This window comes from Parabacteroides sp. CT06 (assembly GCF_002257605.1).
Lineage (GTDB): Bacteria > Bacteroidota > Bacteroidia > Bacteroidales > Tannerellaceae > Parabacteroides > Parabacteroides distasonis.
The window spans coordinates 4616632-4639662 of sequence record NZ_CP022754.1 but is presented as its reverse complement, the minus strand read 5'-3'; the positions used below and the strand labels follow the sequence as shown (position 1 = coordinate 4639662).

At 47.1% G+C, this 23031-nt stretch carries 20 protein-coding genes; 14 read left to right on the top strand and 6 right to left on the bottom strand.

The annotated features are described in order from the left end of the window. The first annotated feature begins 73 nt into the window (after nt 1-73). The 6 genes from CI960_RS20345 (at nt 74) to CI960_RS20320 (ending at nt 5502) form a co-directional block, all read left to right on the top strand. Entirely contained in the window at nt 74-1489 is a 1416-nt protein-coding gene (locus CI960_RS20345; RefSeq protein ID WP_005860707.1) for a sensor histidine kinase KdpD, read from the top strand. Then, on the top strand, nt 1486-2169 hold the full coding sequence (locus tag CI960_RS20340) for a response regulator transcription factor (RefSeq protein WP_005860708.1): 684 nt from the start codon (nt 1486-1488) through the stop codon (nt 2167-2169). The genes CI960_RS20345 and CI960_RS20340 overlap by 4 nt, the downstream gene beginning before the upstream one ends. Before the next feature lie 84 nt (nt 2170-2253). After that, the gene (locus tag CI960_RS20335) at nt 2254-2859 is read left to right on the top strand and encodes a DUF4254 domain-containing protein (RefSeq protein ID WP_005860709.1); all 606 of its coding nucleotides are present in this window, start codon (nt 2254-2256) and stop codon (nt 2857-2859) included. Beyond that, complete coding sequence (locus CI960_RS20330; RefSeq protein ID WP_005860710.1) at nt 2859-3914, top strand: glycosyltransferase family 9 protein; 1056 nt, start codon at nt 2859-2861, stop codon at nt 3912-3914. The genes CI960_RS20335 and CI960_RS20330 overlap by 1 nt, the downstream gene beginning before the upstream one ends. Then, the gene (locus tag CI960_RS20325) at nt 3883-4632 is read left to right on the top strand and encodes a lipopolysaccharide kinase InaA family protein (RefSeq protein ID WP_227211315.1); all 750 of its coding nucleotides are present in this window, start codon (nt 3883-3885) and stop codon (nt 4630-4632) included. The genes CI960_RS20330 and CI960_RS20325 overlap by 32 nt, the downstream gene beginning before the upstream one ends. A 6-nt stretch (nt 4633-4638) precedes the next feature. Next, a complete protein-coding gene (locus CI960_RS20320; RefSeq protein WP_005860712.1) occupies nt 4639-5502 on the top strand; it encodes a hypothetical protein in 864 nt (287 codons plus the stop codon). Nucleotides 5503-5515: 13 nt separating this feature from the next. On the opposite strand, the gene CI960_RS20315 is transcribed toward CI960_RS20320, so the two are convergent. From CI960_RS20315 to CI960_RS20290, 6 genes are read right to left on the bottom strand one after another with little or no spacing between them, the layout of a single operon-like run. Continuing rightward, entirely contained in the window at nt 5516-6580 is a 1065-nt protein-coding gene (locus CI960_RS20315; RefSeq protein ID WP_005860713.1) for a glycosyltransferase, read from the bottom strand. Nucleotides 6581-6603: 23 nt separating this feature from the next. Then, nucleotides 6604-7737, bottom strand: coding sequence for a glycosyltransferase family 1 protein (locus CI960_RS20310; protein ID WP_005860714.1), 1134 nt, complete (start codon nt 7735-7737; stop codon nt 6604-6606). 56 nt (nt 7738-7793) lie between these two features. Beyond that, a complete protein-coding gene (locus tag CI960_RS20305; protein ID WP_005860715.1) occupies nt 7794-8429 on the bottom strand; it encodes a viroplasmin family protein in 636 nt (211 codons plus the stop codon). Then, a complete protein-coding gene (locus CI960_RS20300) occupies nt 8416-9213 on the bottom strand; it encodes a polysaccharide deacetylase family protein (protein ID WP_005860716.1) in 798 nt (265 codons plus the stop codon). Before CI960_RS20300 ends, CI960_RS20305 begins: the two co-directional genes overlap by 14 nt. A gap of 9 nt (nt 9214-9222) precedes the next feature. After that, nucleotides 9223-9939 (bottom strand): glycosyltransferase family 2 protein, encoded by a 717-nt coding sequence (locus tag CI960_RS20295; RefSeq protein WP_005860718.1) that lies wholly within the window; start codon nt 9937-9939, stop codon nt 9223-9225. A gap of 5 nt (nt 9940-9944) precedes the next feature. Further along, entirely contained in the window at nt 9945-11126 is a 1182-nt protein-coding gene (locus CI960_RS20290; RefSeq protein ID WP_008781048.1) for a glycosyltransferase family 87 protein, read from the bottom strand. Between the two features lie 105 nt (nt 11127-11231). Here CI960_RS20290 and CI960_RS20285 point away from each other — a divergent pair, with 105 nt between their 5' ends. From CI960_RS20285 to CI960_RS20250, 8 genes are all read left to right on the top strand, one after another. Beyond that, nucleotides 11232-13292, top strand: a complete 2061-nt coding sequence (locus CI960_RS20285) for a hypothetical protein (RefSeq protein WP_005860722.1) — start codon at nt 11232-11234, stop codon at nt 13290-13292. 80 nt (nt 13293-13372) lie between these two features. Further along, nucleotides 13373-13894 (top strand): shikimate kinase, encoded by a 522-nt coding sequence (locus CI960_RS20280; RefSeq protein WP_005860724.1) that lies wholly within the window; start codon nt 13373-13375, stop codon nt 13892-13894. Between the two features lie 3 nt (nt 13895-13897). After that, on the top strand, nt 13898-15109 hold the full coding sequence (locus CI960_RS20275) for an alanine dehydrogenase (RefSeq protein ID WP_005860726.1): 1212 nt from the start codon (nt 13898-13900) through the stop codon (nt 15107-15109). An 88-nt stretch (nt 15110-15197) separates the two neighbouring features. Beyond that, complete coding sequence (locus tag CI960_RS20270; protein WP_005860728.1) at nt 15198-17051, top strand: 2-oxoacid:acceptor oxidoreductase subunit alpha; 1854 nt, start codon at nt 15198-15200, stop codon at nt 17049-17051. A gap of 3 nt (nt 17052-17054) precedes the next feature. Next, nucleotides 17055-18071: a 2-oxoacid:ferredoxin oxidoreductase subunit beta gene (locus tag CI960_RS20265; protein ID WP_005860730.1), complete on the top strand. Its 1017-nt coding sequence runs from the start codon at nt 17055-17057 to the stop codon at nt 18069-18071. A gap of 414 nt (nt 18072-18485) precedes the next feature. Then, entirely contained in the window at nt 18486-20093 is a 1608-nt protein-coding gene (gene pckA / locus CI960_RS20260; RefSeq protein ID WP_005860732.1) for a phosphoenolpyruvate carboxykinase (ATP), read from the top strand. A 189-nt stretch (nt 20094-20282) separates the two neighbouring features. Beyond that, nucleotides 20283-21383, top strand: coding sequence for a TlpA disulfide reductase family protein (locus tag CI960_RS20255; protein WP_005860735.1), 1101 nt, complete (start codon nt 20283-20285; stop codon nt 21381-21383). A 60-nt stretch (nt 21384-21443) separates the two neighbouring features. Continuing rightward, nucleotides 21444-22982 carry a YifB family Mg chelatase-like AAA ATPase gene (locus tag CI960_RS20250; RefSeq protein WP_005860737.1) on the top strand — a complete coding sequence of 513 codons (1539 nt, stop codon included), beginning with the start codon at nt 21444-21446 and terminating at the stop codon, nt 22980-22982. The last annotated feature ends 49 nt before the right edge of the window (nt 22983-23031 follow it).

Below are 23031 nucleotides of genomic sequence, written 5' to 3'. Positions count from 1 at the left end.
CGCTTATAAAAATGGCTACATGTACGTTGTAATCATGGAGTAGCTATCTATCTTTGCCGGAAAGGAATGAGACATGGGAAAGAGAATTCGATGGATATGGGTAATCTCGTTGTCGGCGGCTTTGGCGGCGATCGGGGTACAAGGCTATTGGCTGTTCAATCAGTTCCGGTACGAGATGTGTACTTATGCGGATGAGATCGCCGGTGAGGTATTTCATGCCGGGCAGGAGGAATTTCGTATACGGAAGGAAGAGGCGGAGATGACGAAAGGTACTTATATCATAGAACGCCAGTCGAAATACCAGTCTGGTGATAGCGTGTTAAATGGGTTGAAAAACTCGTTCGGTTTCCAGCTTTATCCCAAGGATACGACAAAGATCCATAGTTTTCGGCTTCATCTGGACCCGAATATGCCGGAAGATAGCTTATTGGTTGGGGTAGATCGTTCGGTCGTGGAGTTCTTTGTGCCTTTCTCCGCGGAGCGTTTGGACTCCATCTTGTCTGTCGGTCTGCCCGGTCTGGATTATCGGGTACGTCCGTTCGTAGCGAGCGATACCTTGTCCGGACAGTCATCGGCCTTATGGTTACCATTATCGAAAAACCTGTTTTCAACCTCTATCTCGATATGCTATGTGTTCGCCCCGATCGAGCGAAAGGCGGTGTGGGTGGATGTGGATCTTCCCATGAATCCGTTATTGGGCCGGATGGGATGGCAGCTTTTCCTAAGTATTTTCCTTATCTTGTTATTGCTGGCTTGTTTGGGTCTCCAGATCCGTACGATCTGGGAGCAAATGCGCTTGAACGAGTTGCGTGAGGGATTCGTGCATACGATGATCCATGAGCTGAGGCGACCGGTACAAACCTTGAAGGTATTCGTCTCTTTCTTGAATGACCGGGAGATGCGGATGGATGAGGCCACGACGGAACGGGTCCTTCAAGACTCCATGTTCGAGTTGGATAATCTTTCCGCCTATCTGGGAAAATTGAAAGATATGGTCTGTGCGGACGAGCGGGAGACGCTTCTGAGACCTTCCGCTTTTAATCTCCGTGAGTTGGTGGAGAAGGTGGTACGCCTAACCAATATCCCCGCCGGGAAAAAAGTCTCTTTCTCGACGGCCTTTCCCCCGGATATGCCGGATCTGACGGCCGATCCGGTACATGTGGCGAATGTCTTGTCTAACTTGATAGAGAATGCGATCAAATATTCGGGAGAGGAAGTGGATATCGATATCGTAGTGCTTTGGAATCAGCAAAGGGTGGAATTGACCGTTTCGGATAATGGCTTCGGTATCGCTCCGGATGAGCGGCGAAAGGTGTTCGATAAATTTTACCGTTCGTCTCATCTGCCGGATAAGCAAATTCCGGGTATTGGGTTGGGATTGAGCTACGTTCGCCAAATAGTAGAGGCGCATCATGGCTCTGTATCCCTGCGAAGTGAATTAGGTGAAGGCACTCGAATTACTATAAATCTACCGACTACAGCCTTATGAAATCGACATTGAAAATACTTTTCGCTGACGATGACCTTAAGTATTCCCTCGTCTTGAAGCGATTCTTGGAACGGGAGGGGTATGAGGTGACTTATACCGGCAATGGTACCATGGCTTTGGAGCAATTCCCGGTCGTGAAACCGGATCTGGTCTTGCTGGATATCAACATGCCCGGCCTAAACGGTTTCGAGGTAGCGGAAAAGATCCGTGAGCAAGACCGCCATGTCTTGATCTTTTTCCTTTCCGACCGTTCCGATAAGAACGACCGTTTGAAAGGTTTTAGCTTGCGCGGAAACGATTACTTGGCGAAACCCTTCTATCCGGAAGAGCTGATCGCCCGTATCAAGGACCGTTTTGAGATCGGTGTCCATGAAAGCGTGCAGGAGGAGAGCTTCCATTTCGGAAACACGACCTTCAACTACACCACGAACGAGATCCGTACGGGCAATAACAAGGTATTGATCACTTCCCGCCAAGCGGATCTTCTGCGAATCCTGGCGACAAACCTGAATCTGGCGGTGGATCGTGACCTTCTGCTGGAAACCGTCTGGGGAACTAGCTCATACGCCAACTCCCTGGCCTTGAATGTGCAGGTCACCTATCTCCGTAAAGCGCTTCATAACGATCCGTCTACCGGCATCGTATCCTTGCCGAAGAAAGGATATATGCTAAGAGGATAGAATTTATCCGGTAGAATTGGGTTTCTGATCTGTAAGCATTATCTTTGTCCCACAAAGTATTCACAGAAAGAAAATGAATCATATATGAACTTCAGCGAACAATGTTTCCGCATTTTTGAGCAAGCTACGGAGGCTTATCATGTAACTGACAATGTAGATGCTACAGTGCATAATCCCTATGCGGTAAAGAGCATCGAGTTTTATCTTTATCTTAAGAACTGGATCGATGCCGTACAATGGCATTTGGAGGACATTATCCGGAATCCGGAGATCGACCCGGTGGAAGCGCTGGCTATCAAACGCCGCATCGACAAGTCGAATCAAGATCGTACGGATTTGGTAGAGTTGATCGATAGTTTCTTTCTGGATAAATATAAGAACGTGAAAGTCTTGCCGGACGCTACGATCAATACGGAAAGCCCGGCTTGGGCGATCGATCGTCTCTCTATCCTTACGCTAAAGATCTATCATATGCGTGAGGAGGCAAACCGTCCGGATGCTACTGCCGAGCATAAGGCTCGTTGTGAGCAGAAACTGGCGGTGCTGATGGAGCAGAAGAAGGATTTGTCGATGGCTTTGGATCAATTGCTATCCGATATCCGTGACGGTAAGAAGTATATGAAGGTCTACAAGCAAATGAAGATGTACAACGACCCGGCCTTGAATCCTGTGTTGTACGGTAAGAAATAATGGCAAATATATTAGTAATACGACTTTCGGCTATCGGGGATGTGGCGATGACCGTTCCCGTTATCTATTCCGCAGCCAAGGCGAATCCTACGGACTCGTTTACCGTGTTGACGCAAGCGTTCTTGATCCCGGTCTTTATCAACCGCCCGAAGAACGTGAACGTGATCGGCATCAATACGAAGAGCACGGAGAAAACGTTGGCGGGGTTGCTTCGTTTTGCCTCTGCCTTGGTAAAATATGATTTCGACGTGGTTCTGGATTTGCATGACGTATTGCGGACCATGATTATCCGTACGCTGTTCCGCTTGAACGGCAGACGGGTGTTTGTCGTGGATAAGGCCCGGAAAGATCGTGCCCGGTTGACCGACGCGAAGCATAAACGATTTAAACAACTTCGCCCGGTGATCGAACGTTATGCGGATGTTTTCCGTAACGCCGGACTTCATTATACGGAATCGTTCACCTCGCTTTATGAGACCTCGACCCCTGATTTATCCGCCTTGGAACCCCTTGTGGGAACGAAGACGGGCAAATGGATCGGTATCGCCCCCTTCGCCAAGCACCGGGGAAAGATTTATCCGACCGGGGAGATGGAGCTGGTCATGGCCGAGCTTTCCGATCGAGAGGATTTTACCATCTTCCTGTTCGGTGGTCGTGGCTACGAGGAGGCGCTCTTGGATCAATGGGCTTTTGAGTATCCCCGGGTAAAAAGCGTGGCGGGCAAGTATTCCTTGGATCAGGAACTGGCCTTGATCAGCCGGTTGGATCTGTTGATTTGCATGGATTCCGCCAATATGCATTTCGCTTCCTTGGTCGGTACACGGGTGCTTTCCGTTTGGGGCGCTACCCATCCCTATGCCGGATTTTACGGATATCATCAGGATCCGGAAGATTGTATCCAGTTGGACTTACCTTGCCGTCCTTGTTCCGTATTCGGCCAAAAGCCCTGCCTGCGGAAGGATTGGGCGTGTATGAAACAGCTCAATCCGGATCTAATCATAAACAAGGTATTAACCTCTTTAAATGAAATGGTTTCGGATGAAGGAGGTCATTAACCCGGCGTACGGGCGATTCGAGGATTTTGTAAGGCGTGTACCTCGTATATTTTCAGAAGAGGGAAAAACGATTTATAAGGCGAGGAATGAGATCAAGGTTTTTGAGGTAGATGGTGTGGAACTGAATGTCAAGCGATATAGAGTCCCCCTCTTGATAAACCGTGTTATTTATCGTTTTTTCCGTCAGCCTAAGGCTGTGCGAGCCTATGAGTACGCTCTGCGATTGGTTGCCAAGGGGTTTGAGACTCCTGCCCCGATCGCTTATGTCCTTTTTCGGGAGAAAGGCCTTTTGGGATATAGTTATTTTATCAGTTTGCAATCCAGCTATAAGACATTGTATAAAGTCGGACAGCGTCCGGTAGAGGAGAACGAGGATATTTTTCGTGCGTTAGGCACTTATATGGCAGAGTTGCATGAGGCGGAGGTCTATCATGCCGATTTCTCTCCCGGAAATGTATTGTACGATCGTACGGAGGAAGGGGTTAGGTTTTCCTTGATCGATATAAACCGGATGTATTTCGGGCCTGTCTCGCTAAAACGAGGATGCGCGAATTTCTCCCGCTTGTGGGGACGGGAAGCCGCTTTTCATTTAATGGCTGAGACCTATGCCGAGAGCCGGCATTTTGATAAAGCGGAATGCCTTCGTTGGATATTATACTATCGAAATCGTTTCTGGAAGAAATATGCGTTGAAGCATGAGATTGAATTTGAATTATAGACTTTTATGAAAATACAAATACTCCGGTTCTGTTTAGTTGTTAGTTGTCTTTTGGCCTATGTATCTCCGGTTAAGGCGTTAGAATGGTGGGAAAAGGTAGAGTATCTGACTTACTCGCCCCGTTATTTCGGGCCAAATGCCTTTCCGATTCCCGAGTTGGTGGGAGGAAGCCTGTCCAGCCGTTGGGAAGTGGAGCTTCGGGGGGAATATCATAAGACGCGAGGCGATCAGACAAAAGATATCTTTACCCGTTTGTACATTCCTGTCGTAAAGGGGCGTGTAGGAGTGAATGTCAGTTGGGTATTCCAAGAATGGTATGAGATGTCGCCGGAAGTGCGGGATGAGCGTTATGCGGTAGAACTGAAATCCCCGATTGTTTGCCGGGGCGACGTGATCTTTAATTTTTATTTCCAAGCTCTCCGGAGCGAGAAGTGGATGGATATCGTGGTAAGCGCCAACCTGAAAACCGCCAGTGGCGGACGCTTGTGCGACGCTCGTTATACGGATGCGGCCTCTTATTGGTTCGACGCCAATCTGGGACGTACGTTGTGGAAGCGGAAAGATGTAAACGCTTCGATCCGTGTACAAGCTTTAGCGGGTTTTTATTGTTGGATGACGAACGATGTCGTTAATCGTCAGAACGACGCTTTCTGTTATGGGGCAGGTGTGTTAGGAACCTATCGGGGGGTCTCGTTGGATTGTAATTATGCCGGTTTCCGGGGATATCGGGATAATGGGGATAAGCCGATGATTCTACGGACAAAGCTAAATTATGAGCTTAAGAAAAATATCCTGTCCTTCCAATATAAACATGGAATGAAGGACCATCTTTATGATAGCTATTCATTAGCTTATATCCGTTGTTTCTGAATCTGTAAATAATCTATGCTTTCTTGATCGACCTGAATAACGTGGCGAAGCCGTCTGTATAAGCCTTTACGCTGAAATCTTGGATGATATGCTCACGTGAGGCCTTGGCGAACGCTTCCAATCGCTCCGGGTTATCGATAAGCGAGCGGATAGACGCCGCCATTTGTTGAGGAGAAGAAGGCGGCACTAACAATCCGGTGACTCCGTCTATGATTAAGTCTCTTGCTCCCGGTATGTCTGTTACGATACAAGGTACTGAACAAGCCATAGCCTCTCGCACGACTCTTGGGGAGGCATCCCGGTGCGAGGGAAGTATAAACAACTGGGACGTGACCAGAAAAGAGATGGCGTCGGAACGCTGTCCCAGAAAATGAATTTGTGCGCTTACCTTCGACTGTTGGGCTAATTGGAAATCATTTTCCCCATATTCTCCCACGATTGTAAGATGTACCCGTGGATCATCCAATAAGATAAACGCATCAATCAAATCGGTTAAGCCTTTGAACGGCCTGTTCTTCGTCGCTCCGATATAGATGCAACGAAAGGCGTCGTCCGGAATATCGTCTGCTTGTTTGGGCGTACGGACTGCCTCCTTGATCCAATCGATATCAAATGGCTTTGTGCTGGTCGTTAGTCTTTTTCGTGCGATGAATCGGGAGAGATATTCCTCGATATCTTTGGTCTCGCATACGACATGCTCCACGGCGGGATTTAATATGCCTAGATAATAGGTCGGATCGAACCGCTTCAATTTAGCCTGCGTACCTCGGTATGCGATATTCTTCGCCCGTGTGCCTATGGAGGCGAATAGAGCGTTTGATAAACCGGAACTACTCGGTGAGTAGATAAGGTCGATCCGATAAGTCTTGATGATTTTGCGCAGGGCACGAATAACGTTCCAGTTGAACTTCGAGGTAATGACCGGCAGATCCAAAGGTGTACAATTCCCATAGATCTTTTTGTCGGTATACGATTGGGGAGAAGCGATATAGATGTTGAAGTCCTCAAGCTTGGACAATCCTTCCAGCATTTTGTAGGTCGCTATATCGGCTTCTTTATAGACTAAAAGTATATTCATTGTGTATGGATAAAATGGATTTGCTAAGATTGTGAGATATTCTCGTATACTCGCATGAAATGAGCCGCTAATACGTCGGGCATGAATCGCCGTATATTCTCTCGTCCGCCGGAACGCATGGATTCGGCCAGCTTCGGCTCGTTCAATACGGACTCTATCAAGCTGCGCAGCTCTTGCTCATTTCTCGGATCGGTATATAGAGCGGACGATCCGCCCGCCTCTTCCAGACAAGAACTGGTAGCCGCTATCACTGGAATACCGGCAAGCTGGGCTTCTAAGATCGGGATACCGAATCCTTCGAAAAACGAGGGATAGACAAATAAGGTCGCCATCTGATAGAAAGCGGCTAATTCGTTAAAAGGTATATGAGTCAAGATACGGACACGACCGGACAGGTTGTTTTCCCGGATATAGGTCTCTACCGTGTCCGTATAAGGCGTATGCTTACCGATAGCGATCACGGAGATATCTTCTTTCAGCTCTTTCAGGGCTTTTACCAGAAGCAATAAATTCTTCCGTTCCTCGATGCTCCCTACATATAATATATAAGGCCCGTTTATCTGATATTTCTCGCGTACGGACGATTTCACGTCTTCTTGAACCGCTTGGCCGAATATCGGGTCACAACCTTGGTAAACAACCTCGATCTTGCTTTCCGGAATGTGGAAGAAGTCCCGGATGTCTCGCATCGTCTGCCTGCTGATCGCTATGATCTTGTCCGACCGTAAACAAGCTTGCTTGAATTTGTAGGTATAGATGGAACGATCGATCGGTTTATAGAGCTGCGGGTAACGCAAGAAGATCAAGTCATGTATCGTTACGACCGCCGGGATTCCGTTCTGTTTTAGGTTCATCGGAATCTCGTTGCTCAAGCCATGGAACAGATCGACGCGCTCTTTTCGAAGCGTAGCCGTCAGGCCCGAGGTACGCCATAAAGAGGGAAATAGCTTATCGAACCTGCCCTCCGGATAATGGAATGATACATTCGGACGCTCCTCGATCCGTTTCCGCAACGCCTCTTTGCCTTTGCCCGGCGTATAGAGTTGATAGGTATGCTCCGGGAAAGAAGCGGACAGGCTATTCACGACGAACCGGCTATAATTACCCAGTCCGGTAGCGTTATGCGTAATCCGTTTTGCGTCGAAAGCGATCTTCATAGGCTTGAATTCGATATATGGGGCAAATATACGATATAATTTTAATTACCTTTACCTCATTTCCTTCCGAAATCCGCCGGGATCTCTCCCCATACGGAGGTTTCCCATTTGAGGATCCGGGTGGTATAGGTATGGGTGTTCAACCATTTCTCGGCCCGCTCGATGAGGTCGAAGATCGGCTCGTTGATCGGTTTACGTTCCAATAAGGTTTTGCATTTCTTTTTCTTGACCCAGCTGATGGCGTTGCGGCTATCCGAATAGATCGGCAGGTCGCTTCCCTTTTGCTGTAGCAAGGCGAGGCCGTGCACTAAGGCGAGGAATTCCCCGACATTGTTCGTGCCCTCCTTCAGCGGGCCGATATGGAAGATCTCTTGCCCGGTAGCGGTATAAACGCCCCTGTACTCCATATCCCCGGGATTACCGCTACAGGCGGCGTCTACGGCAAGACTCTCGTTGATCGGGTTCCCGATCGGGGCTTCCGGCGCGAGACGGGCCACGGCTTTCGGGGAAGAGGCGGTCTTTAGGTAATGGGTATAGCCGGCCTCGAAGGCTTTGGCGGCTTCCTCCCGGTTCTCGAAGGATTTATATTTGGCTCCCTCTTGCCCGTCTACCTGTGCCTTGCATTCCGCCCAGTTATCATAGATTCCCGGGTTCAACCCTTTCCATACGACATAAAACTTATTCTTGGCCATGGCTCTTGCTCAAGATTTCTTGTGAGAATTGCGTATAGGTACCGAACGGCGCTCTTTTGTCCTTGAAGAAACGGATCAAGGCATCCAGCCTTCTTTCCATGCCGCAACCGGAATGGTTGGTCATGATAAACGGTAACTTTAGCTCTTTCCGATCACTTAAGGAGGTGAACTCCCACGGATGGAAATAGGTCAGGAAATAACCGTCCTCTTTCCACGTCCAAAGCGCCAGCTTACGGTACAAGGAGGCCGGAAGGTTATGGTAAGCCAGCCAAAACAAGGGGAAACGGACGATCGGGGTCACCGAGGCGGGCAGTTGCAATACGCCATCTTTCATGAAATAGGTACGGGGCTGCCCCAGATGGTTGTAACGGCCGGGAATGCAAGTCGGGTTCAAGGACGAGTTGTATAGATAACCGGCCTTATGGATCTCTTCTTCTTCGACGGGCATCATGCGGGCCATACGGAAACCGTTCACCGGTTGTCCGGTCAGTTCCTCCAATGCCTCTTTGGACTTGCGTAGATCGGCGGTCTCGAACGACGAGTGATAAAAACCATGCGAAGCGATCTCATGTCCACCCTTTTGGATGTCCAAGATCAAATCCTTCGCATGAAGGGCGAAGTTCGCCGTGCAAAAGAAAGTCGCTTTTACCCGGTGACGGGCCAGACATGCCAATATCTTCCGGGTTCCTTCCACGGAAGTACGCATTTGTTCCTCGAACGGCAATTCCACGCCGTGTTCCAATGGAGCGTCAAACTCCTCGATATCAAAACTAAGTAATATCATGAATGTTAATTAATCTCTATGAAATAAGATGGATAAGAAGTTCAACGCTTCCCGCCGCAGGACCTTGAATCCCATATCGGATACCGCTAGTCCTTCTTTGATGTTCGCATTGATCGTCCGTAAGTTTATCTCTTTCCGGCGACTTGCCTTATAGATAAATTCTGTATCGAACAGGAAGCTATTGATACGGGTGGTCAGGAATATCGCTTGTCCCGCTTGACTGAATCCTTTCATACCTCCTTGCGTATCCTTGATCTTGATCCTCAAAATCCATGTGTTACATATATGGGATAGCTTGGATAGCACTTTTCGGAAAGGAGGCAAATTCTCCTGATAACTTTTGCTACGGGTAGCCACGACCACGTCCGCTCCTCCTAGCAACGTCTCGACCATCCTGCCGAACGAGTCGTTTGTATAAGGGAAATCGTAGTCCGTATAAATAATGTAGGGAGAGGTACATCGCTTTACTGCCTCTCGCAAGGCATATCCTTTTCCCCTGTTGGGCTTATAGTCTACGACGCAGACATTCGGTATCAATTGCCGGAGGCGGTCAATCGTTTCCGGCTCGTATCCCCGTCTCGAACCATCACTGACAATAAAAAGGTGGAAACGTACCGGGCTGAATAATCGCTCCACTTCGTGGAAATGGGTGGCTACTCGTTCCTCCCAGTCCGAAGGCGGGTTGTAACAAGGTAATACCAAATCTATGTCTGCTCGTGCGTTCATTCCATTTATACCTTTACCGGATTATAACTCCTCGTACACATCTCAAATGTCAGCTTTAGCCAGATCAGCATACAAGGCAACGCTTTTAACGCATACGGGTATACATAATGCACTCGTATGTATTTCGGGAAAAGATCGGACGGAGACATGCTGGTCAATATAAAGGCGAAGACCATCAAGACAATATCCAATGTCGAACGTTTCCACGGTACAGCCGTATACCAAATAGCGACTCCGATAAACGCTATGATATAGGTACTGGACTCGCTACCCGTGCTGAACAGTACGACAAACATCAACACCGAGGCCAATAACGTTTTCCGGAAAGCCTCATATTTATATTGACTGATGCGTAGATAAGGCAGGCCGAATACTATTAATCCCCCTATTATCAGATAAATGTCCGAGTAACTGACCGATCCCGATATCTTACGAACCATTCCCAAGAAGGAAATGTTCTGCATGAGCGCGAATAAGTTCTCCGAATTTTTTCCGGATAAGTCCTCGAACCAACCGGTATATTGGGACATTATATAATCCGGCCCGGACAATATCATCGGGGCTACGACCATGACGACCGCCCATCCTACGCAAGATAGGCTGAACTTCATCTTATGGCGAGAGAAAAAGAAGAACGCCAATCCCGTGATCCCATACAATTTAGTAAAGGTACCCAACATGATCACGAAAGTGGCCCATACGTCTTTCTCTTTCTCTATCAATGCGTAGGCGAGGACAATGATAGCGGCGATACTGATATTAAATTGCGACATGAAAAGCGAGGTAAGCAACTCGTGGGCACAGAACCAATAGATAAAGATACGTTCCCGCTTGATCCCCGGTAGCATCTTGACCGCCCAGAATAAGAAAAGGCTTTGCGCCACTGACCAAGTAAGCAGTCCTAACCATAACGGTGTAATGGCGAACGGAGCCACTACCAAGCTAAATACCGGCCCGTAGTGAAAAATATCGTTGTATTCTTCCGGATAGGCGGCATAGAGCGGTAACTCATTCAACGTATGCCAAAAGGATTGCCTGAAGATGGAGAAGTTGTTATATTTCCCGGGGAAATACTTGGTAATCCATGCGATAACCCCCAGCAATGCCCATAGCCCCATTAAGGTACTATATTTGCTGAAAAATGGCTTATGGATGATTGTATTGAACTTATCTATAAATTTCATCATCGAATCTACATCTGTCTACGGGGCAAAATTACATAAAAACGGTGACTTTTATGCGAGTTAAATAAAAATACTATTTTTGCGTCCAAAACTGGTAAGAGATTATTTATGAATGAAATGTTGAGATACACGATCATTCGTGTCATTCTGTTTGTAATGGGAGGCTTTCTTGTTCTCGGATGTTCGGATGAAGATGATGTGGGTAATAGTGGAGGAACGAGTAAATATGGTTTGATACGGATGGCGGAGGAGGATTATGATTCGTCGAATACTTCTTACATCCTTCAGGATGAGGAACCGGACGAGGTTCTTTTCGATTCGTCAAAGCGAAAATTCAAGGTGAATGAGCCTTTGCAGGTGTCAGTTACCGGGCAGAAGGAGTTGATGCTTCGTTTCTATTCTCCTAGAGCTATCCATAATGTGATTGTCTGGGCTACGGTTGAGGGTTATGAGGATGAGGTACGGTTTGCGGAGTTTACTACGGTTTTACCTTTTCAGGAGTTTAAAATGAAGTTGCCTTTTCTAGAACGGGCGAAGGTTTATTATACACGTTCCGGCGAGGAGGTTACCATAGATGCCCATCCGGATATCGTGGCCGAGAATATAAGTTTGCGGGTTGAATGTGGAGATCCGGTCTATCAAGGAATGATAAACGTGAAACCTAAGTGGGATATTTGGTTTGGTAAATATTCCGGTTCGAACTGGGGCAACTTTAGGCCACATCTGGCTCGTGAGGCAGTTGCCCTTTCCTTGAATATGGCCGCGATGTTTTCTTCCTCGCTTTTTGATGAGGAACTGGAGAAGTGGCGTGGCAAGCTGATAAATAACGAGCAAATCGTGGATATAGATGTGTTGAAGAAACAGATCACGAATCATGGCGGGTTGTGTTATGGACGCGTGGTGAATGTTGTCGGTCTGGGTGGAGGAAATACCTTTGGGCTAGGTGAATATGTCTATCTGACCCATTATGCCGACGATGCCAATGGTTCTGACACGCCGTATCATGAGCTGGCACACTGCTTGGGGTATGGGCATAGTGGGAATATGACGTACTATCCGGCGGAAGGCGGTTTCCCTACAATTTGTATGAAGGTTTACTCACAGCTTTCCGTGAGCAAGAAATTACCGGTTTATTCCCGCCGTTTCTTGCATACCCGGAGGAATAAGAATCTGGTAGAGAATAAAAACGTGTATACTTCCTCGAAATACATTATCGATGATCCGGAATTGGATGCCATAGATGGCGGGCTTGGGCTTGCTCCGATGGAGACGGATAGGGCTGGTGATGAGGGTTCTCCTCTCTCATTTACACTTTCTGTCTTGGATATTCCCGGTGCCACTGTGGAAACTTTTCATCCGAAAGCGGTCCATCTTTATGGGAATACGCTATATGTAGCAAATGACGCTCCGGGACATTATAGTTTGGAGGTCTTTGATGTATCTTCCGGTAATGTGCGTCATGTGAAAAGTATGGTTGAGTGGATGAACGGAGATAAGAAAGAGACCTTTGCGGGGGAGCCAAACGGCGTGACTCGCTCGTATGGGAAAATATATGTCACGAATACGGGAAGCCGTACGGATGTGTTTGATGCGGAAACGTATGAGTTCATTACTTGTATCGGTACGGGTACTTGGGGTGAGGGTGGTTATCAGACCGTTCATGCGTTTGATGTGACGGCTAGTCAAGGGGCTGTCTTTATCCGGGATAAACGGAAACTGGTAGTTGTCTTGGAGCAAGATGTACAGCCCGGTTCCGCTGCTCGGGTACCTATATATAGCCGTAGCGTAAATTTACAAGAGGCAATGGGTACTTATGCAGTAGCGGCACGAAATGATGGCTTTTTATATGTGACGGCCCAGAATAAAAATATAATCTATTTATTCGATCCTGCGGACATTCGGGCAGGGGACACGGGCTTTGCGCCGTATCTGGTGACATTGGGATTTGAAAAGTCTCCCCAGTCGATAGCGTTTGTAGGGGATCGTTTGTTTGTTACGCTTCGTGTCGATGATAAACGGTCGGAGCTATGGGAGATCAGCCCTAAGAACGGAAAATTATTGCAGGACTTTACAGATTCGATGGTCTATCCCGAGAAAATAGCCGGTGCTCGTCATACTTTATTGGTAGTGGATCGTGCGACCCAGACAGTAAAAGCCATTGGCCTATGATTTTTTTATTGATTCTTAGGAATAAAGAAGATGGAGTTCCCGGAAAAAGTTTACATTTGCGAAAACTATTATAATAACGTATGAAACGTGTTTTTTTGGTCGGATATATGGGAGCGGGCAAGACAACGGTGGGAAAAGAGCTTGCCAAGCTCGCCGGTCTTTCGTTCATAGATCTTGATTACTATATCGAAGGGCGTTATCATAAGGCCGTTTCGCAGATATTCGCCGAGAGAGGGGAGGAGGCTTTCCGAGAGATAGAACGGAATATGCTTCACGAGGTCGCTGAGTTTGAGGACGTGCTGATCTCCACGGGAGGAGGCGCTCCTTGCTTTTTCGATAACATGGAGTTTATGAACGCTTCTGGCACGACGGTTTACTTGAAGGTGTCAGTCGAGGAGCTGGCGAAGCGTCTGGAGTTGTGCAAACATACCCGTCCGGTGTTGAAAGGACGTTCCGGGGAGGAACTGAGGGCGTTTATCGCCGAGAGTCTGGAGAAAAGGAATCCGTTTTATACGAAGGCGTCCATAACGTTTGATGCCGAGAAGATGTTAACAGAATCTGATGTACATGACATATCGAACGCGTTAATGAAAATCCTATAGCATATGGAAGCGAACGACGGCCGGCAGGCACAGGGGGCCTATATCCCGCAGGAATTATTGAAAGAGATCAGCAAGGTGAATAACCGTTTGCTCATCGGTATTCCTCGTGAACGATGCGAGGCGGAAAAACGTTTGCCGTTAACTCCGGAGGCGGTGGATATGCTGACCGATTGCGGTCACCGGGTGCTGGTGGAAAGTGGCGCCGGATTAGGCATCAACTATTCCGATAATCATTTCTCGGAGGCGGGGGCGGAGATCGTCGATACGCCCGCAGAAGTTTTCCAAGCGGATCTGATCTTGAAGATATTGCCTCCGTTGCCGGTGGAAATCGCGCTTATGAGACCTCGCACGACCGTTTTCTCATTGGTGCAGTTTAATTTATTCGCTCAAGAGGCTTTCGAGTTGATGATGGCGAAACGGATTACCGCTATCTCTTATGAGTTGATGGCGGATGAATATAATCGTTTCCCGGTGCTGAATGTCACTTCCGAGATCGAGGGGGCGGCTTCCATAACGATCGCTTCCGAGCTGTTGAGCAATACCCAAGGAGGTAAAGGGATCTTATTAGGCGGTATCCCGGGCGTATCCCCTACAGAAGTGGTGATTATCGGGGCCGGAAACGCCGGGACCGTGGCCGCGCGTGCCGCGTTGGCCTTGGGAGCATCCGTGAAAGTATTCGATGATGATATCAATAAATTGCGTATAATACAACAGGTCTTGGGGCAAGGGCTTTTTACTTCCACGTTCCATCCGAATGTGCTGCATAACGCGTTTCGTAGCGCTGACGTGGTGATCGGGGCGATGCGTTATATTAATACGAGACATCGCTATATTATCGCTACGGACTTGGTGCGTACGATGAAAAAGGGAGCTTTGGTGATCGATCTGAGGGTAAGCCAAGGCGGTTGCTTTGAGACGACTTGCTGCTTGTCGAGGGAAGATCCTGCGGTGTTCGAGCAATATGGGGTATTACATTATTGTAAACTGAATATCAGCAACCGGGTGGCTCGTACTACCTCGATGGCTTATAGTAATATATTCGTACCTTTATTATTGTCGTTGGGCGACGCCGGTTCCGTGCAAGGAATGATCAAATCGGATAAGGGCTTTAGGGCGGGAGTATATATGTATTATGGGAAGACAGTGAATAGTTATGTGTCTAACCATTTTAATCTATCATCTAATAATCTTGATCTATACCTCTCTGCTTTTTGATGCGGAAAAGTTTTGAACTCGCAAAGTTTATGCTTTACTTTGCGGACGATCTAAATACCAATAAGCGATAAAGCTAATAAAGTATATTATGGCAGAACAGACAAAAGTTAAGACGCTGGAGAAGGTTGTAATTCGTTTCTCGGGAGACTCGGGAGATGGTATGCAGTTAACCGGTACAATCTTTTCAAACCTGTCCGCGGTTTTCGGGAACGAGATTTCTACATTCCCAGACTATCCGGCAGAAGTACGTGCTCCACAAGGAACACTAAGTGGTGTATCTGGATTCCAAGTGCACTTGGGATCGCGCAAGATCTTCACACCCGGTGATAAGGCCGACGTATTGGTGGCCATGAATCCCGCCGCGCTGAAGGTGAACGTAAAACACCTAAAACCCAATGCGATTGTTTTAATCGACACGGACTCTTTCAAGAAAAGTGATTTGGATAAGGCCTTGTTTACGACCGATGATCCGTTTACTGAGCTGGGATTGACTGGCGTGCAGGTTGTTGCCGCTCCGATCTCTACGATGGTAAAAGACGGATTGGTTGAGTTTGGCTTGGACAATAAATCGGCTCTTCGCTGTAAGAATATGTTCGCCTTAGGACTTGTTTGCTGGTTGTTCGAGCGTCCGCTGGAGGAGGCTATGCACATGTTGCAGAATAAGTTCGCTAAGAAACCGGTTATCGCCCAAGCTAATATCAAGGCTTTGACGGACGGTTATAATTATGGTAATAACATCCATGCCTCAGTTTCTACGTATCGTATCGAGAGTAAGAAAGCCGAGCCTGGATTCTATACGGACGTGAATGGTAATAAGGCTACTTCCTATGGTTTGATAGCCGCTGCCGAGAAGGCTGGTTTGCAGTTGTTCTTGGGTAGTTACCCGATCACTCCGGCTACTGATATTTTACATGAATTATCTAAACGTAAGGATTTAGGCGTTATCACGGTTCAGGCCGAGGATGAGATCGCCGGTATCTGTACTTCTATCGGAGCTAGTTTCGCCGGTTGCTTGGCGGCTACATCTACTTCCGGACCGGGTCTTGCCTTGAAGAGCGAGGCGATCGGTTTGGCTGTAATCGCCGAGTTGCCTTTGGTGATTATCGATGTTCAGCGTGGCGGTCCTTCTACGGGCTTGCCGACGAAGAGCGAGCAAACGGACTTGATGCAGGCTCTGTATGGCCGTAATGGTGAGAGCCCTGCCGTGGTAATAGCGGCCTCTACGCCGACTGATTGTTTTGATGCCGCATTTTGGGCGGGTAAGTTGGCCGTGGAGCATATGACTCCGGTTATCTTGTTGACCGATGCCTTTATCGCTAACGGTTCTTCCGCTTGGAGAATTCCGGAAATGGATAAATATCCGGAGATTAAGCCGAATTACGTAGCTAATTATCAAGACGAGAAAGTCTGGAAGGCGTATCGTCGTAACAAGGAAAGCTTGGTTCGTTACTGGGCGATTCCGGGAACGGAAGGTTTCGCTCATCGTCTGGGCGGTCTGGAGAAAGACTACGAGACGAGTGCGATCTCTACCGATCCGGCTAACCACCAGAAGATGGTGACGACCCGTCAGGCTAAGATCGATAAGATCGCCGACTATATCCCCGAACTGGAAGTGATCGGAGATGAGGACGCTGATTTATTGATCGTTGGTTGGGGTGGAACCTACGGACACCTTTACGAGACGATGGAGACGATGCAAGAGAATGGCAAGAAGGTGGCTTTCGCTCACTTCAAGTTTATCAACCCGCTGCCTAAGAATACGGCTGAGGTTCTTTCTAAGTATAAGAAAGTGGTGGTGGCTGAGCAAAATAACGGCCAGTTCGCTAACTATTTACGTGGAAAGGTACCCGGATTTAACCCGTATCGCTTCAATCGTGTAAAGGGACAACCTTTTGTCGTTGCGAGATTAGTTGAGGAATTCACTAAAATATTGGAGGCTTAAAAGATGACAACAGAAGAAACTAAATTTCAACCGAAAGATTATAAAAGCGACCAGTACGTACGTTGGTGCCCGGGTTGTGGCGACCATGCGGTACTGAATTGCCTGCATAAGGCTATGGCCGAGGTAGGAGTGGCTCCTCACAATATGGCAGTTATCTCAGGTATCGGCTGTTCTTCCCGCTTACCTTATTATATGAATACGTATGGCTTCCATACGATCCATGGTCGTGGAGCGGCTATCGCTACCGGCGTAAAGACGGCTCGCCCGGACTTGAGCGTATGGTTGATTACGGGTGATGGCGACTGCTTGGCTATCGGCGGTAATCATTTTATCCACGCTGTCCGTCGTAATATCGATTTGAATATCGTTCTTTTCAACAATAAGATCTATGGTTTGACGAAGGGACAGTACTCCCCGACATCTGACCGTGGTTTCGTATCCAAGAGCTCTCCTTATGGGACGGTGGAAGATCCGTTTATCCCGGCCGAGTTGGCGTTGGGTGCCCGTGGTAATTTCTTCGCCCGTACGATTGACGTGGATTTGAAGAATACGACCGAGGTATTGACGGCTTCCGCCCGTCATAAAGGCGCTTCCGTTACGGAAGTGCTAGTAAACTGCGTGATCTTTAATGATGGTATCCATAAGGGGATCGTTGATAAGGCATACCGTGCGGATCGTACGATTTTCCTTCGCCATGGCGAGAAAATGGTTTACGGCGCTAACATGGATAAAGGCCTTGTGCTAGACGGCCTAAAACTGAAATCCGTAACGATCGGACAAGATGGTTATACGATGGATGACGTATTGGTACACGACGCCCATGAGAAGGATAACACCTTGCATATGATGCTTGCCATGATGAGCGGTGATATGCCAATTGCGTTAGGCGTAATACGAGATGTGGAGGGACCGACCTATGATGAGGCTGTCCACCAGCAAATCGAGGAGGTACAAGCGAAGAATCCTACACGTAAATTACACGACCTTTTGATGAAAGGTGAGATTTGGGAGGTAAAGTAATATATTTCTGATTGGATATAAGAGAAGGCGCAAGATATTTATCCTGCGCCTTTCTTATATTTATACGCTGGATTTGTTTGTGCGGAAAAAAGTATATATCTTTGTTTCAGTCACAATAAAAGCGAATACCTATGATGACAACTTCGGAAATAGTTGAGATGCTAGCTAAAAGTATATGATTTGTAAACTCCATATTACAAATAGACTAAGGGTTTTGTTAATTGCATGGAAAAGAGTAATTATTACTGAAAAATTTCCTTAATAAGCTGTGTACGATAAAAAAAAATATTACTTTTGTACCGCGGTTAACAAGGTGGAGTCGCAGCAAGCTCCAAAAGGTCGGAAAGCCTCACCGTATCGAACTAGAGTAGAGAGAAAAGTTATATAAAGTCAATCATTTAAATTAAATTCAAGATGGCTAATTTAGATTTAAGCAAGTACGGAATTGTTGATGTGAAAGAAATCGTTCACAATCCGTCTTATGATGTTCTGTTCGCAGAAGAAACTAAACCGAGTTTGGAAGGCTTCGAGAAAGGCCAAGTAACTGAGCTAGGTGCTGTAAACGTGATGACTGGTATTTATACAGGTCGTTCTCCTAAAGATAAATTTTTCGTAAAGAATGAAGCCAGCGAAGATTCTGTATGGTGGACTTCTGATGAATATAAGAATGATAACAAGCCTTGTTCTGAGGCCGCTTGGGCAGACTTGAAGGCTAAAGCCGTAAAAGAATTGTCTGGCAAACGTTTGTTCGTTGTCGATACATTCTGTGGCGCTAACGAGGCTACTCGTTTGAAAGTACGTTTCATCATGGAGGTTGCTTGGCAAGCTCACTTCGTAACTAATATGTTCATCCGTCCGACAGCTGAGGAATTGGCTAACTACGGCGAACCTGATTTCGTTTCTTTCAACGCTGCTAAGGCTAAAGTTGACAACTACAAAGAATTAGGCTTGAACTCTGAGACTGCTACTGTTTTCAACTTGAAGACTAAAGAGCAAGTTATCTTGAATACTTGGTACGGTGGTGAGATGAAGAAGGGTATCTTCTCTATCATGAACTACTTGAACCCGTTGCGTGGTATCGCTTCTATGCACTGCTCCGCTAACACGGATAAAGAGGGCAAGAGCTCAGCTATCTTCTTCGGTTTGTCTGGTACTGGTAAGACTACTTTGTCTACGGACCCGAAACGTTTGTTGATCGGTGACGATGAGCACGGATGGGATAACGAGGGTGTATTCAACTACGAGGGTGGTTGCTACGCTAAGGTTATCAACTTGGATAAAGAGAGCGAGCCGGATATCTACAACGCTATCAAACGTGACGCTCTTCTTGAGAACGTAACAGTTGCCGCTGATGGTAAGATCGATTTCGCTGATAAGTCAGTTACAGAGAACACTCGTGTTTCTTATCCGATCTATCACATCGAGAACATCGTTAAGCCGGTTTCTAAAGGCCCGCACGCAAAACAAGTTATCTTCTTGTCTGCTGACGCATTTGGTGTATTGCCTCCAGTATCTATCTTGACTCCGGAGCAAACTCAATACTACTTCTTGTCTGGATTTACCGCTAAATTAGCAGGTACAGAGCGTGGTATCACGGAACCGACTCCTACATTCTCCGCTTGTTTCGGTGCTGCTTTCTTGTCATTGCACCCGACAAAATACGGCGAAGAGTTGGTTAAGAAGATGGAAATGACTGGCGCTAAGGCTTACTTGGTGAACACCGGTTGGAACGGTAGCGGTAAACGTATCTCTATCAAAGATACAAGAGGTATCATCGACGCTATCCTTGATGGTTCTATCAACGAGGCTCCGACAAAGAAGATCCCGTATTTCGACTTCGAGGTTCCGACTGCATTACCGGGCGTAGATCCGAAGATCTTAGATCCTCGCGATACCTATGCTGATCCTGCTCAATGGGATGAGAAAGCGAAGGATTTGGCTGCTCGCTTCCAGAAGAACTTTGCTAAGTTCACGGGCAACGAAGCTGGTAAGGCATTGGTTGCTGCTGGTCCTCAGTTATAATTGCTTAAAAAACCTTGATCAAAAAAGGTCAAGGTTTAAAAATATCTTTATAAAAAAGCGTGGAATTACTAATTCTGCGCTTTTTTTATGATAACTACGTTAATTTTATTATAAATGTAAAGTAGTTTTAAAAAATATTCCTACCTTTAGACCGGATTATCTGTTATAAGAAGAGCTTAAAAAGGAGTAATGATAAAAAAACTGGCACTTATTATTGGCTTTATAATTTGTTTGTCATCTTGTGGCAAGGATTATGTCTATCGGATTGAAGGGGAACTTTCTAATCTGGAAGATCAAACCGTATATGCTGTATTTGAGAAGGATAATTATAAAGTGGTTGATACCGTGGCTTGTACGAAACCCGGGCAGTTCCAGATCGATCAAAATGAAGCGGGTTTCCATTGTGTGACTATCTTCTTTGCGGATAAAGAGCATTGGGTTACGGCTTATCTGGAACCGGGAGAAACCGTAAAAATCACGGGCGACGCTAACTCTCCATTGCTATTGCAGGTAAAGGGGGGACGGACAAATGATAAGTTGACCGCTTTTAAGAAAAAAATCGCTCCTTTATTGACGGAATTGACAAATTTATCAAATTCTTTAAATAGCAAGGATTTGAACGATACGATCGAGGAGACGGATATCGCCGCTCGTTTGGCGAATGTTAATATGCAATTGAGCGAGGAAGCGATCCGGTACGTGAAAGAGAACCCGAATGAAGAGGCATCCGTTGTCTTGATTCAATCTTTTTTCTCAGATCCCGATGATACTCGTAAAATTGATGAGTTGTTGGCGTTATTGAATCCAAGGTTGAAAGACTTTTATCTGGTGAAGGAGCTGGAGCAATATAGCGCCCGTGCGAAACGTACGGCTTTGGGTGCGGAAGCCCCAGATTTCTCCGTAAGGAATATTTATGGGAATACGGTAAGTTTGGACTCTTTCCCGCAGAAATATTTATTGCTGACGTTTACCGCTCCTTGGTGTGATATGTGCCAGACAGAGGATCTATATCTGGATAAGGTAGCGATGAAATATCCGAAAGATCAGTTGGATATTCTTTTGGTTAGCTTGGACGATAATCCGGATAATGTCCGGGATGTACTGAAGAAGGATAGTATAGCGTGGAATCTGGTAACGGATTCGGCCGGACAAGCGGCTATGTTGATAGATCTGTATAACGTAAGCGTATTGCCACGCTGTTTCTTGATAGATGAGGATCATAAGATCTTGATGAAAACAGAGAATGGAATCGAGATCAAGCAAACACTGGAGAACTTGTTCGAAGACTGAGCGATTGAAAACAGGAGGTTCCGGTTTTAATTTGTAATTAGTAACTCAAAATTCTTAACTATGTTAGTAAAATCTTATGCCGCTGCCGTGCAGGGGATTTCCGCTACGGTCGTTACCGTAGAAGTGAACTGTTCCAAAGGTATCCAATTCTTTTTAGTCGGTCTTCCGGACGTGGCTGTTCGTGAGAGCCATGAACGCATTATCTCGGCTCTTCAAGTATGTGGTTATAAATTCCCCCGTAATCGTATCGTTATTAATATGGCCCCCGCAGATATCCGTAAGGAAGGGTCTTCTTATGATCTGCCTTTGGCGATCGGTATTCTGGCGGCGGCAGAGCAGATAGATTCATCCAACTTATCCAAATTCGTATTGATGGGCGAACTTTCTATGGATGGGAGCCTCCAACCGATAAAAGGGGCATTGCCTATCGCTATCAAGGCTAGGGAAGAAGGCTTTAAGGGCTTTATCTTACCCAAGCAAAACGTTTGTGAGGCTGCGGTGGTGAACGATCTGGAAGTGTATGGAGCTTCGAATATCAAAGAGGTGCTGGAGTTTATGGAGGGGAAACCTACATTGCGGCCTACGGTTATTGATACCCGTAAGGAGTTTTACGACCGCCAGCAATTGTTTGATTGCGATTTCTCCGATGTCCGGGGACAAGAGAACGTGAAGCGTGCGATGGAGGTGGCCGCAGCCGGCGGACATAATCTGATCATGGTAGGTCCTCCCGGAAGTGGCAAGTCGATGTTGGCGAAACGTCTCCCCACGATCTTGCCCCCTTTTACCTTGCATGAGTCCTTGGAAACAACTAAAATCCATTCCGTAGCCGGTAAGATAGGAGGTGGCGCCTCCTTGATGGTACAACGTCCTTTTCGCTCTCCCCATCATACGATCTCTAATGTCGCCATGGTAGGAGGTGGCACTTTCCCGCAGCCGGGAGAGATCAGCTTGGCTCATAATGGTGTCCTTTTTTTGGATGAGTTGCCGGAATTTAACAGGAGTGTCTTGGAAGTCATGCGGCAACCATTGGAAGATCGAGTGATCAATATCTCCCGTGCCCGTTTCACGGTGGAATATCCGGCCGGCTTTATGCTTGTGGCCTCCATGAATCCTTGTCCCTGCGGCTACTACAACCATCCGGACCGTCCTTGTCTCTGTTCTCCCGGAGCCGTCCAGAAATATATGAACCGCATTTCCGGCCCATTACTCGATCGTATCGATATCCAGATAGAGATTGTCCCTGTCCCTTTCGAGAAGATTTCCGAGCAACAGCCCTCAGAGTCTAGTATCGCTATCCGTGAGCGGGTCATAAAAGCCCGTGCGATCCAGGAAAGGCGTTTTGCCGCTTATGAGGGTATTTATTGTAATGCCCAGATGAACTCCAAGCTACTCCATCAGTACGCCGTTCCCGACGCTTCCGGCCTCTCCATCCTCAAAACCGCCATGCAACGTCTCTGCCTCTCCGCCCGTGCCTATGACCGTATCCTGAAAGTCTCCCGCACGATAGCCGACTTGGATAATTCGGAACATATCGAAGTCCGGCATTTGGCGGAGGCGATACAGTATAGGAGTTTGGATAGGGAGAATTGGGGGATGTGAGAGGGCACTTAGAAATAACCATAATAGTGCGGTTTGAAAATGAGAACAT